The 12,421-nt window shown below is 43.2% G+C and carries 15 protein-coding genes, 1 tRNA gene and 1 other annotated feature; of the genes, 13 read left to right on the top strand and 3 right to left on the bottom strand.

What is annotated here, in order from left to right:
- The first annotated feature begins 299 nt into the window (after positions 1–299).
- Positions 300–962, top strand: coding sequence for a hypothetical protein (locus tag ACEYW6_RS34485; protein WP_412983336.1), 663 nt, complete (start codon positions 300–302; stop codon positions 960–962).
- A 5-nt stretch (positions 963–967) separates the two neighbouring features.
- Here the strand turns inward: ACEYW6_RS34485 and ACEYW6_RS34480 are convergent, their stop codons facing one another.
- Both ACEYW6_RS34480 and ACEYW6_RS34475 read right to left on the bottom strand, forming a co-directional pair.
- Positions 968–2,026, bottom strand: coding sequence for a glycosyltransferase family 4 protein (locus ACEYW6_RS34480; protein WP_412983335.1), 1,059 nt, complete (start codon positions 2,024–2,026; stop codon positions 968–970).
- Between the two features lie 525 nt (positions 2,027–2,551).
- A complete protein-coding gene (locus ACEYW6_RS34475; RefSeq protein ID WP_412983334.1) occupies positions 2,552–3,496 on the bottom strand; it encodes a glycosyltransferase family 2 protein in 945 nt (314 codons plus the stop codon).
- Positions 3,497–3,651: 155 nt separating this feature from the next.
- On the opposite strand from ACEYW6_RS34475, the gene rplS reads away from it, so the two are divergent.
- The 12 genes from rplS to ACEYW6_RS34415 all read left to right on the top strand — a co-directional run bounded on the left by rplS (position 3,652) and on the right by ACEYW6_RS34415 (position 11,803).
- Positions 3,652–4,014 carry a 50S ribosomal protein L19 gene (gene rplS, locus ACEYW6_RS34470; RefSeq protein ID WP_190734030.1) on the top strand — a complete coding sequence of 121 codons (363 nt, stop codon included), beginning with the start codon at positions 3,652–3,654 and terminating at the stop codon, positions 4,012–4,014.
- Between the two features lie 145 nt (positions 4,015–4,159).
- Positions 4,160–4,232: transfer RNA gene (locus ACEYW6_RS34465), tRNA-Trp, on the top strand.
- A 180-nt stretch (positions 4,233–4,412) separates the two neighbouring features.
- On the top strand, positions 4,413–4,634 hold the full coding sequence (gene secE / locus ACEYW6_RS34460; protein WP_412983333.1) for a preprotein translocase subunit SecE: 222 nt from the start codon (positions 4,413–4,415) through the stop codon (positions 4,632–4,634).
- The gene (nusG, locus tag ACEYW6_RS34455; RefSeq protein WP_190894721.1) at positions 4,634–5,275 is read left to right on the top strand and encodes a transcription termination/antitermination protein NusG; all 642 of its coding nucleotides are present in this window, start codon (positions 4,634–4,636) and stop codon (positions 5,273–5,275) included. The genes secE and nusG overlap by 1 nt, the downstream gene beginning before the upstream one ends.
- Before the next feature lie 6 nt (positions 5,276–5,281).
- On the top strand, positions 5,282–5,707 hold the full coding sequence (gene rplK / locus ACEYW6_RS34450; protein WP_100898684.1) for a 50S ribosomal protein L11: 426 nt from the start codon (positions 5,282–5,284) through the stop codon (positions 5,705–5,707).
- Positions 5,708–5,830: 123 nt separating this feature from the next.
- Complete coding sequence (rplA, locus tag ACEYW6_RS34445) at positions 5,831–6,544, top strand: 50S ribosomal protein L1 (protein WP_412983332.1); 714 nt, start codon at positions 5,831–5,833, stop codon at positions 6,542–6,544.
- Positions 6,545–6,613: 69 nt separating this feature from the next.
- Positions 6,614–6,782 (top strand) — a sequence feature (ribosomal protein L10 leader region).
- Positions 6,783–6,845: 63 nt separating this feature from the next.
- Entirely contained in the window at positions 6,846–7,460 is a 615-nt protein-coding gene (gene rplJ / locus ACEYW6_RS34440) for a 50S ribosomal protein L10 (protein WP_196511683.1), read from the top strand.
- An 80-nt stretch (positions 7,461–7,540) separates the two neighbouring features.
- The gene (gene rplL, locus ACEYW6_RS34435; RefSeq protein WP_190894718.1) at positions 7,541–7,933 is read left to right on the top strand and encodes a 50S ribosomal protein L7/L12; all 393 of its coding nucleotides are present in this window, start codon (positions 7,541–7,543) and stop codon (positions 7,931–7,933) included.
- Between the two features lie 233 nt (positions 7,934–8,166).
- On the top strand, positions 8,167–8,559 hold the full coding sequence (locus ACEYW6_RS34430) for a hypothetical protein (RefSeq protein ID WP_412983331.1): 393 nt from the start codon (positions 8,167–8,169) through the stop codon (positions 8,557–8,559).
- Entirely contained in the window at positions 8,538–8,924 is a 387-nt protein-coding gene (locus ACEYW6_RS34425; protein WP_412983330.1) for a hypothetical protein, read from the top strand. The genes ACEYW6_RS34430 and ACEYW6_RS34425 overlap by 22 nt, the downstream gene beginning before the upstream one ends.
- 256 nt (positions 8,925–9,180) lie before the next feature.
- Positions 9,181–9,741, top strand: coding sequence for a chemotaxis protein CheB (locus tag ACEYW6_RS34420; protein ID WP_190894715.1), 561 nt, complete (start codon positions 9,181–9,183; stop codon positions 9,739–9,741).
- Positions 9,742–9,757: 16 nt separating this feature from the next.
- On the top strand, positions 9,758–11,803 hold the full coding sequence (locus ACEYW6_RS34415) for a response regulator (protein WP_412983329.1): 2,046 nt from the start codon (positions 9,758–9,760) through the stop codon (positions 11,801–11,803).
- A 61-nt stretch (positions 11,804–11,864) separates the two neighbouring features.
- Here ACEYW6_RS34415 and ACEYW6_RS34410 read toward each other — a convergent pair whose 3' ends face one another.
- Positions 11,865–12,236 (bottom strand): DUF2237 family protein, encoded by a 372-nt coding sequence (locus ACEYW6_RS34410; RefSeq protein WP_412983328.1) that lies wholly within the window; start codon positions 12,234–12,236, stop codon positions 11,865–11,867.
- Positions 12,237–12,421 lie beyond the last annotated feature (185 nt).

The raw sequence follows: 12,421 nt of genomic DNA, 5'->3' as shown, positions 1-12,421 counted from the left end.
GCCATCAACCTAAGAAACCCAGCCTTCAGATGGAATGGCTTTTACCTCAATCTGCTTAACCCGAACTCAGGTTAAATTAGATTTTTTATAAAGATTGCGTAAAATTACTAGCTATTATGATAAAGCATTACAAGAATTGCTTTATAAATCAACCTATGAGTAGATATGAACTCACTGAGTAGACACGTATTAACCTCTATTTATCTAGCAGTTAGATAGCAATTGAAAAGTGAGTTTTTGCTGTTTGATTTGACCCCAAGGTATAGCATTCTGTTAACCAATATGAAAAGGACACAAGCATGAATAGAATCGCAACCAAAATAGCCTTATCTGTTCTAGGAGCAGCAGGAATTAGTTTTTTGTCTTGGACACCAGCGAGAGCCGTCATCTTTGTAGAACCCATCGTGACGACTGTGAATGAAGATATATTCCAAATGAGGGAACCAAGAACTCTTGGGCCAGATATTCTACCAGGACAAATAATAGAATATGGTGTTCCAGATCGAGCTAACAACTTGATAAATGGCACTGGGAATGATATAGGAAGCTTCATTTTTGACTTACAAACGCTGTTCTATACTAATCCCGATGCTGATCCATCATTTGCTAATGAGCCAGTTCAGTGGGGAGATGTTGATGGAGATGGAAGGATTGGTTTCTCTAGTACTCCTGGTCTAGAGGATATCTTTACAAACGTTACCATCGAAGGCAACATTCTTACTTATAGTGGTGGCGTAATCCGAGATGGAGACATATTTTACAATCTATTTTCTACCCAGCCCAATTTAACCCCAGGTGGTGGAATCATTCCAGCAATACCAGCAGAGCAAGAGAATAAGGATGGGCCGATCCGGGTGGGTGCTTCTTACACCGCCATTCCTGAATCAACTAATGTTTTGGGTGTACTGATCTTTGGCGCTTTGGGCGTAGCTTTCAAACTAAAGCGATCGCTACACTGTTAACCCTCTCACTCTGTAATTAATTCACGATACACCGTTAATGTTTCTTGATGGACGCGGGCAACACTCAGCCACTCTAGGTTTTGATTTGCCCGATTTTTCCATTCGTGCAGCATCTCAGCATTACTCAGTAATTGCACTAAAACCGCAGCCAAAGCCTTACTATCTTTTGCTGGCACTAAAAGACCTGCTTGCCCATTGTCCAAAGCTTCAGGAATTCCGTCTACCTGAGTGCCAACGATCGCAGTTCCAGCTTCCCTAGCTTCCGAAAGTACCAAGGGGCAAGGATCACGATGGGAAGCTAAGACAAATATGTCACAAGATATGAGATAACGTTGAGGTGACGGCTGGAAGCCTTCAAAATGAATGCGTTCTTTTACAGAAGTTGCTTGTGCCTGTGCCTCAAATAGCTGTTTATCAGGGCCATTTCCTACCAAATAAAGATGCGCTTGGGGAAAATCTGAGGCAATTTGCTCAAAGGCAGCAATTAACTCAGCAATTCCCTTCCGTTGATACATCCCGGCGACGGTAGCGATCGCTGGACGTTGTAATGGTAAAGGTTGATAATCTTGTATTTTCCTGGTGCGGGGACTACCCAAAGTTCCATTACATACTACCCGCAACTTGTTTTCTGAAATACCGCGCCTTGCCATAGAATCTCGCACAGCCTTGCTAACAGCAATTACCCTGTCAGCTAAACCCATCAGCAGACTGGAACGCTGAAATTCATTATGGACTGTGGAAACTAAAGCATACTTATGCCCTTTAAAAATGCGGGCGAGGATGACTCCCGTCATCATGTGTGCATGAACAATATCCGGCTGAAATTCTGCTGCGATCGCTCGGTAACGCACAGCTGCTTTGATAATACTTATCGGTTTCCTCGTCTGGTCTAATTGGTAGTGTTTTACACCACATATATTTAGTAATTTCTCATATTCACCCCCAGCAGAAATAACCGCTACATCATAACCAGATTTAGCCTGTAAACAAGCCATATCAACAGCCACATTCACAATACCGTTACCTATTTCTTGAACGTGGTTCAAAATATGGATGATTCGCATAATCTTTGAGATATGTATAAAAAATAAAGATAAGTAACTGAGTGTAAATCAACATTATTGTTGAGGTATTCAACGATAGTCAGTAGCTAGTGCCAATTTACGCACTAGCTACTGGCTAAGAGCATTTATAATCAGTCACTTAGCTTTAAAGACTTATTCAGTAACGGCTCAATAAATCGGGATAAAAGGAGGTAGGATTCCTGACTTTTCACGTTATGTGGAAAAGTCCACCAAAAACCTAACTCCCTAACCCATTCTCGAAGTGGGAAGGGGGAAATTCAAAGTCTCTCTCCTTTTAGGCTACGGTGTACACACAAGTCAGAAATAGTAGTCTGTCAAGGAATAATTGACGAGTTCATTCTTTGTAGAGACGGCGATTTATCGCGTCTCTCTAACGTGTCAGTGTTTTAGACGCGATTTATCGCGTCTCTACATGAGTGGTTTCTGGCTGATCCCAAAGACATAGCAAAAACTTGGACATTCCTTTTTGTGGAATTCTCTAATGGTTTTAATCCTCGTAGGTTCTTAGGATTCAATTAACACAAGTTTGCGAACTTGAGAATTGTTTCCCTGAGAGCGGCGTGATGAGGCAGCAGTTAGCAAAAACTTCCAAGGCTGAGGGGAAACTATAGACGGATCTATCATTGAAAGAAAACTCTTGATATTTTTTTGCTTCAGTGCTACTAAAATCCAATGGAGTTTCAGGTAATTTTTTATATCTTGAAAAACGGGAATCTTTGAGCGATGTTGCTCATTTACCAAGGCGTAAATTTTCTCCTTCATCAAAATATTTGTAGCCAACCGCCTAGACAAAGAAAACTTTTGATTATAAGCACCAGGCCAGATAGTGCGGTAAGCAAGACACTGATTGAAGAAAATAGCATCGCCAAACTGGGCAATCCGAATCCACGAATCGATGTCATCACAGTTAGCATCGAGTGTGGAGTCCCAACCACCAGTTTGCAGGAAAGCATCACGGCGGCAAGCTACTTGTACAGGAGTACCAAAGGGTACAAGCTCTAAGAGCATACCGTAATGAATATCGGCTTGTGGAATATAAAAAGCTAATCCAGGGCCAACTTGCGGGGTGCGACTGAGTTCAACTTCATTGCCATCTACCTGAGCCGCGACACAAGAACAGATTACAGCATCGGGACAAAGTGCGATCGCCTTCGCCATCTCTTCTATGCAGTTCGGTGCTAAATAGTCATCATCATCTAAAAACTTAATCCAGTCGCCGCTAGCTTTGGAAACTCCAGCATTTACCGTTGCTGCATGGCCAAGGTTCACTTCGTTACGATGATAAACAACCTTGTCCCCTAAGCTTTTGATATAGGTTTGGGTATCATCAGAAGAACAGTCATCGGCAACAACCACCTCACACTCAATGGTTTGGTTCCGAGCCGAGTCAATTGCTCTTTGCAGCAAGTTCAAGCGATTATAGGTACTGATAACGACGCTAAATTTCATAAATTTCACCCCTGTGTTACGGCATTCTGCAATATAGCTTTGAACTTTAGGCTGTTGTATCAGTAAAATTATCAATCTCAACAAGTAGACTGAAATAGGATTATCGATTTATCATTGATGATCGTGAGATTTTTTTTTAAGCAGACAGAAAGACTATGAGCGCTCAAGAGATTATCCGCTCCATCGAAGCGGAACAGCTAAAATCGAATCTGCCCGACATTTATGTGGGCGACACAGTAAAAGTAGGAGTGAAAATCAAGGAAGGCGAAAAGTACCGTGTACAACCCTACGAAGGAGTAGTGATTGCCAAGCGTAATGGTGGCATCAACGAAACGATTACAGTTCGTAAGGTTTTTCAAGGTGTAGGCGTTGAGCGGGTATTTCTGTTGCATTCTCCGCGGATTGATAGCATCAAAGTAATCCGTCGTGGTAAAGTCCGCCGTGCTAAACTGTATTATCTCCGCGATCGCGTAGGGAAGGCAACCCGGATCAAGCAACGGTTTGACCGCCCTTTGTGATTCGTCCTTCAATAGTATGGGAGAAATCTTAAGCGGCATCTGCCGCTGACTTGTTTTCCCGACGAAACTGAGGTATGATAAAAATCGCGTATTGCGTTAAACTGAAATTTAGTTCAGCGCAATGACTGAATAAAAAACAGCTTGTGCGCTCTTAGTTCAGTTGGTAGAACGCAGGTCTCCAAAACCTGATGTCGGGGGTTCAAGTCCTCCAGGGCGCGCTCAAGAGCAAAAAACAAAGCCCGAAATAATTACGCAACTGCTATATTAGCGGTTAGCGATAATAATTTCGGGTAAACTTATTGTATTTGTAGTTGTTTTGCTTTCAGTTAAGTGAAATAGAGTCGAAACTGCAAACCTAGATGACCAAAATTGAGTGACAAACGGGGAGATTAAGGGTCGTGTCCAAAAAAAGTGAAGCAGAATTGCCAGAAACCACAAATGGGTTTAGCTTTAACAACTTCATACAGGGAACCAAAGAAGAACTTGAAAAAGTAGTTTGGCCCAGTCGGAAACAGATAGTGAGCGAATCCGCCGCTGTGTTGTTAATGGTGGCACTCTCCGCATCTTTGATATACTTGGTCGATGGATTGTTTAGTTGGGCAGCACAACAGGTGTTCTGATGACTTTTGCAACAGACGAACCTCGCAACTCAACGTTGCAGTCGGAGGAAACAGCAGAAACAGCAGAAACAGCGTCAAAAGAAGCACGCTGGTATGCAGTGCAAGTAGCCTCAGGCTGTGAAAAGCGTGTCAAGACTAACTTAGAGCAACGCATTCAAACTTTTGATGTAGCTGACAAAATTGTCCAAGTAGAAATTCCGCAAACGCCAGCGGTGAAAATCCGCAAAGATGGCAGTCGCCAGCATACAGAAGAAAAAGTTTTCCCTGGCTATGTGTTGGTGCGGATGATGATGGATGATGATACCTGGCAGGTAGTACGAAACACCTCCCATGTAATTAACTTTGTCGGTGCAGAACAAAAGCGTGGTAGCAGTAAGGGTCGCGGTCATGTGAACCCCATACCACTGAGTTCATCAGAAGTAGAACGTATATTCAAACAAACCAGCGAACAAGAGCCAGTTCTCAAAATTGACATGGCTACTGGTGATAAGATAATGGTGCTTTCTGGGCCATTTAAAGATTTTGAAGGCGAGGTAATTGAAGTCTCTCCAGAACGGAGTAAACTTAAAGCCTTGCTCTCAATTTTCGGCAGGGATACACCAGTAGAATTGGAATTTAATCAGGTAGAGAAACAGAGTTAAATACAAATGGCGAAGAAAGTAGTGGCGGTCATTAAACTGGCCCTGAATGCTGGAAAAGCCAACCCAGCACCGCCAGTGGGACCTGCCTTGGGTCAACATGGCGTTAACATCATGATGTTCTGCAAAGAGTACAACGCCAAAACAGCAGACCAAGCTGGAATGGTGATACCTGTAGAAATCTCGGTTTTTGAAGACCGGAGTTTTACATTTGTACTCAAAACGCCACCAGCATCAGTGCTGATTCGGAAGGCGGCGAAAGTTGAAAAAGGCTCGAATGAACCCAACAAAAAGAAGGTTGGGTCAATTAGTAAAGCCCAATTGCAAGAAATTGCCCAAACGAAACTCCCCGATCTTAATGCCAACGACATAGACGCGGCAATGAAGATTGTGGCAGGAACGGCTAAAAATATGGGTGTAACAATCACGGATTAGTCATTGGTCATTGGTCATTGGTCATTAGTAAAAAACTAGCGACAAAGGACAAATGGCAAAAGACTGATAACTAAAAATTATCGGGGGAGAGGCGAGGCTTCGGAATTACCCCAGGAGAACAAAATGCCAAAAATATCGCGTCGTTTGCAAGGACTGCAAGCAAAAGTAGAAGATAAGGACTATCATCCTTTAGAGGCTTTAGCCCTTCTCAAAGACACAGCAACAGCTAAATTTGTTGAAGCTGCGGAAGCACATGTCCGGTTGGGAATTGACCCTAAGTATACAGACCAGCAGTTGCGGACAACGGTAGCACTGCCCAAAGGTACAGGACAAATCGTCCGGGTGGCGGTGATTGCTAGAGGCGAAAAGGTAAACGAAGCAAGCAACGCTGGTGCTGATATAGTCGGTTCAGAAGAACTGATTGACGAAATCCAAAAAGGTAGAATGGATTTTGACAAGCTGATTGCTACACCCGATGTGATGCCACAGGTAGCAAAGCTGGGTAAGTTGCTTGGGCCACGTGGTTTAATGCCATCGCCCAAAGGTGGAACCGTAACATTTGATTTAGGAAGTGCGATCGCAGAATTCAAAGCTGGTAAATTAGAATTCCGAGCCGACCGAACTGGTATTGTCCATGTTATGTTTGGTAAGACAACCTTCTCGCCTGAAGATTTGTTAGTTAACCTGAAGGCATTGCAGGAAACGATTGACCGTAACCGTCCTTCAGGAGCTAAAGGTCGTTATTGGCGCACATTTTATGTGTCAGCCACAATGGGCCCATCGATTAAAGTTGATATTAGCGCCCTACGAGATTTAAAACTGAGCGAAGCAGGTTAATAAGAGTTATGAGTATAAGTTAGGAGTTAAGAATAAAACTTCTAACTCCTAACTACTCACTCCTAACTTTCAATTAAATAGGCAAAGCCGGAGACAGCAGGTGCTAATAGCTTAAATATCCTGCCGAGGTTAAAACTCTAATAGTCAGAATTACCACCCATAAAGGTGTGATAACTATGGCGTCAAGAGTCTTAATACTCGACCCCGGCTAGATTAGCTGGGGTTTGTTGTTTGGGTTCAGGTTTAGAAAAAACGTACAAGTAGGGCACTTCACCGATTATTTTAAGGAGGTGAGATTGGAATGGGTAGAACACTAGAAAATAAAAAAGAGATAGTAGCTGACCTCAAAGAAACTTTGAGTGAGTCAACTCTGGCACTGGTAATAGAGTATCAGGGACTAACTGTTGCTGAAATTAGCGATTTACGGCGGCGGCTGCGTCCCAGTGGTACTGTTTGTAAGGTGACGAAGAACACCCTAATGGGCATTGCCATTAAAGATGATGAAAAATGGCAGCCTATGTCGGAATTGCTCAATGGTTCTTCCGCATTTTTGCTGGTAAAAGAAGATTTTTCATCAGCAATTAAGGCATACCAAGAATTCCAAAAAGTCACCAAGAAGACAGAACTTCGTGGTGGTGTACTGGAAGGTCGCCTACTCAAAGAACCTGATGTCAAGGTACTAGGAGACTTGCCATCTAAGGAACAACTCATCGCACAAATTGCTGGAGCTATCAACGCCTTGGCTACCAAGATTGCTGTGGGTATTAACGAAGTTCCTGGTTCACTGGCGCGTGCTTTGCAGGCTGTCGCCGACCAAGACCAAAGTGGTGGTAGCACCGAAACTGCTGCTGTACAAGATAGCAGTACTGAAACAGCTACTGAAGGCGATAGCAGCACAGAAACTGCTGCTGAATAGACTTCGTGGTTCATCAGTCAAAAGTCAAAAGCTAATGACTAATGACTAAATAAATAATCAAAATTACAGGAGTTATATCAATGTCTGCTGCAACCGATCAAATTTTAGAACAACTAAAAGGCCTGTCTTTGCTGGAAGCTTCTGAGTTAGTCAAGCAAATCGAAGAAGCTTTTGGCGTGAGTGCTGCTGCACCAGTTGGCGGTATGATGATGATGCCTGGTGCTGGTGGTGCTGCTCCGGCTGAAGAAGCTGTTGAGCAAACCGAGTTTGAAGTGATTCTCGAATCAGTCCCAGCTGATAAGAAGATTGCCGTACTGAAGATTGTCCGGGAATTGACCGGTTTGGGTCTGAAAGAAGCGAAAGACATGGTGGAAGCTGCGCCCAAGGCAGTTAAAGAAGGTATTGCTAAAGATGCTGCTGAAGATGCCAAGAAGCGCATCGAAGAAGCCGGCGGTAAGGTGACTATCAAGTAGTCATAATTCTATTACCAGTTTTTGATTAAGGAGCCTGACTGAGGCTCCTTTTTTTGGATTTTTCTTTAAGTAAAAATGGTGTCCATTAAAGAATTATTGTCCATTGTTCAATAGCTCTCTAATAAGCTAAAAGCCTTACTACAAAAGTCTTTGAGCCATATTTTACCTTTAATTATTCTCTTGCCACTTTTAAAGTAAATGATGTCATTTTTCTTGGAAGACGGGTCAAGTGTATGTCTACGCGTTCTTTGAGTCAAGGCGCTAATCTCTCCGAACGTGAGGAAGTTCTTGCTACGGAGCAGGGTGGAGAGCAGGTAGAGGGAAAGTCTTATCTACTGTTTAATGATGATTCGCCAAAGTTTCAGCAAAAAGTCGATGTCATTGATGCCATTGTGCAAGCATCAAATAAAAATGCTTGCAGGGATGCGATCGCAGATGTAGCGAAAGCTCTGGGTAAAAGCACTCGAACTATTAAACGCATGGTGGGAAAAGTTGAACAGGTAGGGATTGCGGCTCTAGGTGTTGGGCGTAAGGATAAGGGACAATTTGGTAATGCCGACTACTTAACGTTGGAAGCCTTTAATGAGCTAATTGATGTTTTTAAATGCGAATCCCCGTTATCTTAGTTGGAACTTACTATCTAGGCGATAATATTCTTGAACGGAAAAGTCTCCCATACGTGCGCGTTCATGACTCATTTTTAGAGTCATACGAGTTTCCTAATTTAACTAAAGAAGAAATAATTGAGGTTGTGGACGACTGGGAAGAAAAATTTTTGCTAGAAAGCCGTCGATTAAATCTTACTCAAATTGATAGTGCAATTTCTTATTTGGAACAGAGATCCAAAGGTTTGATTGAGCCTTTGTATGATTTACTTCGCAAGATTGCAATACTGAAAATTGATGAACCGAATTTTGAACTGAATCAACACGATTTGACCCAACGTTTTGATAGACGTAAACAACCCACATGCTACATACTACTTTCATGATTTCATTTTTTAAAACCTTTCACAGCAATATAAGCATTAATTATAATTCAAGTAGTATATAGCACTTTAAACTACGTGAGCTTGATTAGCGATCGCTCTTTGGGAAAAACTTTTTGGTTTACTGATAATCTTCAGTAGTTGGTATAGAAGCAAATCAAGGTAAGTTAGTAGCTGTGGTGGAACTGGAAAATGCTGAAAGGATTTTATGAGCCATCAAGGTTGAAACCCACATTTTACAGGTGTGAGGACTAAACAAGTGCCGTTTAAAATTGTGGTAATTGGTACTTCTCTGGGCGGATTATCAGCATTAAAAATTATCCTGGGGAACTTACCAGCAGACTTCTTAGTGCCGATCGCGATCGTGCAACACCGTCACAAGGAGTCTAACAACACACTCCAGGAGTTATTACAAGAATCCACTTTATTGCCGATTCGAGAAGTGGAAGATAAAGACGAAATATTATCAGGACATATCTACTTAGCTCCAGCAGATTATCACTTGCTAGTTGAACTAGGTTACTTTGCTCTTTCGACTGATGAACCTGTTTCCTATGCCAGACCATCTATCGATGTGCTGTTTGAGTCGGCAGCTGATGTCTACACTGAGCAAGTTATTGGTGTAATATTGACAGGAGCAAATCAAGATGGTATGCAAGGTCTTAAGAAAATAAAAGCGCGGGGAGGACTGACTATTGTGCAGGAACCTGCTACAGCCGAGAGCGATATTATGCCAGAGGCAGCAATTTCTGCTGTTGCAGTAGACTGGATTTTGACACTCTCAAACATTGCTTCCCAAATGGTCAAGCTTTGTCATTAATCACGGAAATAAACCCATGCAGATGGAACCCAAAGTAAACATCCTCTTAGTGGATGACAAACTAGAAAATTTGCTAGCACTAGAAGCAATCCTGGAAAAACTGGGAGAGAATCTGGTGAGAGCTACTTCTGGGGAAGAAGCTTTGAGGTGTCTGCTACATCAGGACTTTGCAGTAATTTTGCTGGATGTGCAAATGCCAGGGATGGATGGGTTTGAAACTGCAACCTTGATTCGCAATCGGGGGCGATCGCGTCACACTCCAATTATTTTTCTCACTGCCTTTAGCACCAGCGACCAAATGCTGTTTAAAGGCTATGCCTTGGGTGCTGTTGATTATTTACTCAAGCCATTAGACCCGAATATTTTGACTTCTAAAGTCACTGTATTCGTAGAATTATTTAAGAAAACAGAAGCCGTCAAGCAACAAGCAGCGCAGCTGGTAGCTGTCAATGCCGAACTCAGGCAAAGTGAAGAACGATTCCGATCGCTGAGTACCTGTTCACCCGTTGGCATTTTTGAAATTGATACTGAAGGAGGATGTAGATATACTAATCCGCGCTATCAGGCAATTTGTGGCTTGAAAGCGGCAGAGAGTTTAGAAAAGGGATGGCTAGAATCTGTTCATCCAGAAGATAGAGAACGAGCAGTTGCCAGTTGGTCTAACTACATTCGTGAAGGTCGTGACTACTCTGAAGAGTTTCGCTTTCAAACTGCTCACGGTATCATCCGTTGGGTTCAGGTTCGCTCATCACCTATGCTTTCCGGTCAAGGAGAACTGCTGGGATATGTAGGCACCCTCGAAGATATTACTGAACGCAAGCAAGCAGAAGAAGTCCGCGCTCAAATCATTCGAGAGCAGACCGCAAGACAGGAAGCAGAAGCAGCAAATCGGATGAAAGATGAGTTTCTCGCCGTTCTCTCCCACGAACTCCGCACACCCTTAACCTCCATGCTGGGCTGGTCAAAAATCCTCCGCTCTAAGAAACTTGACGACAAAGCCACTTCCCGTGCCCTGGAAGCGATTGAACGCAACGCTACATCACAGATGCAACTAATTGAGGATATTTTAGACGTATCTCGGATTATCCGTGGTCAGTTGCGGTTAAATGTATCTGCGGTAAATCTGATCACGGTGATGGAGGCAGCCTTAGAGGCAGTGCGTCCCCTAGCAGAACCAAAAGATATTAAGTTAAATACTGTTCTGGATACTTCGGTAGGGTCAGTTTATGGCGATCCAGCCCGGTTACAGCAAGTTGTCTGGAACCTGCTAACGAATGCCATTAAATTTACCCCTAAGGGTGGCAGGGTAGAAGTGAATCTGTCAATAGTCTGTGGTGAAGAACAACAAACAACTTACAAATACGCCCAAATTCAAGTTATTGATACCGGGATTGGCATCAGTTCCGAGTTTTTGCCCAAAGTATTTGAGCGTTTCCGGCAAGCAGACAGCACCACAACACGATCGCACAATGGACTAGGACTAGGACTAGCGATCGTCCGTCATCTAGTGGAACTGCACAAGGGGACAATCTTTGCCCAAAGTCCAGGCACAGGAGAAGGAGCAACCTTTACTGTGAGACTGCCACTGCTACAAGACAATAGGGCTAGCAGGGCGAGTAGAGAAGCCACAGGAGAAATTTCTTCTTCTGTGGCTTCAACGCCCCTTGCTGGATTAAGAGTTTTAGTTGTAGATGATGAAGCAGATACCCGTAACTTCCTCAGTTTTATGTTTGAAGAGTATGGGGCATTTGCCACTGCGGTAGCATCAGTTGATGAAGCGTTGGCAGTACTTGAACAAGCCAAACCAGATATCCTGATTAGCGACATCGGCATGTCAGAGCAAGATGGTTATACGCTGATTCGGAAACTGCGCTCTTTAGAACCAGAAAAAGGCGGACGTATCCCAGCGATCGCTTTAACAGCGTACACGCGAGAAGAAGACCGCTTAGAAGCTCTTTCAGCAGGGTTTCAGCAACATTTATCTAAGCCAATTGACCCCACTAAATTAATTGCTATGGTTGTCAATGTATTAAAATTACCTCTGGAAGTTCCAGTGAGTTGATTTTGAACTGGGGAGCAGAGGAGCAGAGGAGAAAAACCAATGCCCCATGCCCAATGCCCAATCAAGAACAAGTTAGGGCATGTTTTTTCAGATCGTCTAGCGAAACCACTTCCAAAGCTCTAGCATGGGTTGCAGAGAGAATAACCGGTGGAGCAACACCAGCATCGAGAGCTTCTTGCCAGCGAGAAGCACATAAACACCAGCGATCGCCAGGCTTCAGTCCAGGAAAATTAAAATCAGGAACAGGTCTGCTCAGGTCGTTCCCCCGCGATTTGGTGAACTCCAGGAACTCTAATGTCACTTGGGCACATACGACATGCGACCCGAAATCCTGACCACCTGTGCGACAAAAACCGTCGCGGTAAAATCCAGTCATGGGAGAAGTGCAGCAGACCTCAAGGTTTCCACCAATTACGTTTTTAGCTTCTGTCATCGTTAATTCGTTGCACTTGATTTTTTCACTCCGATATAAGCCTATATTGACACTTCTGTAGTTGAATAAAAATCGCTATCCCTTATTAAGCAGGGAATTCTAAAATCATTAAGTAGCTAGACATGATTAAATATAAAACGCTCAACTGAATAATTACCATTGTTTGCACGATTTTGAATAGTATA

Source organism: Nostoc sp. UIC 10607 (assembly GCF_047228265.1).
GTDB lineage: Bacteria > Cyanobacteriota > Cyanobacteriia > Cyanobacteriales > Nostocaceae > Nostoc > Nostoc foliaceum_A.
The sequence above is the reverse complement of the archived record's forward strand: the minus strand, read 5'-3'. Positions and strand labels throughout refer to the sequence as shown.

What these genes read in the sequence shown, in the direction of transcription:
- rplA (WP_412983332.1), top strand. Translation starts at nt 5,831, where the DNA reads ATGCCAAAAATATCGCGTCGTTTGCAAGGACTGCAAGCAAAAGTAGAA.
- ACEYW6_RS34410 (WP_412983328.1), bottom strand. Translation starts at nt 12,236, where the DNA reads ATGACAGAAGCTAAAAACGTAATTGGTGGAAACCTTGAGGTCTGCTGC.
- ACEYW6_RS34475 (WP_412983334.1), bottom strand. Translation starts at nt 3,496, where the DNA reads ATGAAATTTAGCGTCGTTATCAGTACCTATAATCGCTTGAACTTGCTG.
- ACEYW6_RS34430 (WP_412983331.1), top strand. Translation starts at nt 8,167, where the DNA reads ATGTCTACGCGTTCTTTGAGTCAAGGCGCTAATCTCTCCGAACGTGAG.
- ACEYW6_RS34425 (WP_412983330.1), top strand. Translation starts at nt 8,538, where the DNA reads ATGCGAATCCCCGTTATCTTAGTTGGAACTTACTATCTAGGCGATAAT.
- ACEYW6_RS34480 (WP_412983335.1), bottom strand. Translation starts at nt 2,026, where the DNA reads ATGCGAATCATCCATATTTTGAACCACGTTCAAGAAATAGGTAACGGT.
- rplS (WP_190734030.1), top strand. Translation starts at nt 3,652, where the DNA reads ATGAGCGCTCAAGAGATTATCCGCTCCATCGAAGCGGAACAGCTAAAA.
- ACEYW6_RS34485 (WP_412983336.1), top strand. Translation starts at nt 300, where the DNA reads ATGAATAGAATCGCAACCAAAATAGCCTTATCTGTTCTAGGAGCAGCA.
- rplK (WP_100898684.1), top strand. Translation starts at nt 5,282, where the DNA reads ATGGCGAAGAAAGTAGTGGCGGTCATTAAACTGGCCCTGAATGCTGGA.
- rplJ (WP_196511683.1), top strand. Translation starts at nt 6,846, where the DNA reads ATGGGTAGAACACTAGAAAATAAAAAAGAGATAGTAGCTGACCTCAAA.
- nusG (WP_190894721.1), top strand. Translation starts at nt 4,634, where the DNA reads ATGACTTTTGCAACAGACGAACCTCGCAACTCAACGTTGCAGTCGGAG.
- rplL (WP_190894718.1), top strand. Translation starts at nt 7,541, where the DNA reads ATGTCTGCTGCAACCGATCAAATTTTAGAACAACTAAAAGGCCTGTCT.
- ACEYW6_RS34415 (WP_412983329.1), top strand. Translation starts at nt 9,758, where the DNA reads ATGCAGATGGAACCCAAAGTAAACATCCTCTTAGTGGATGACAAACTA.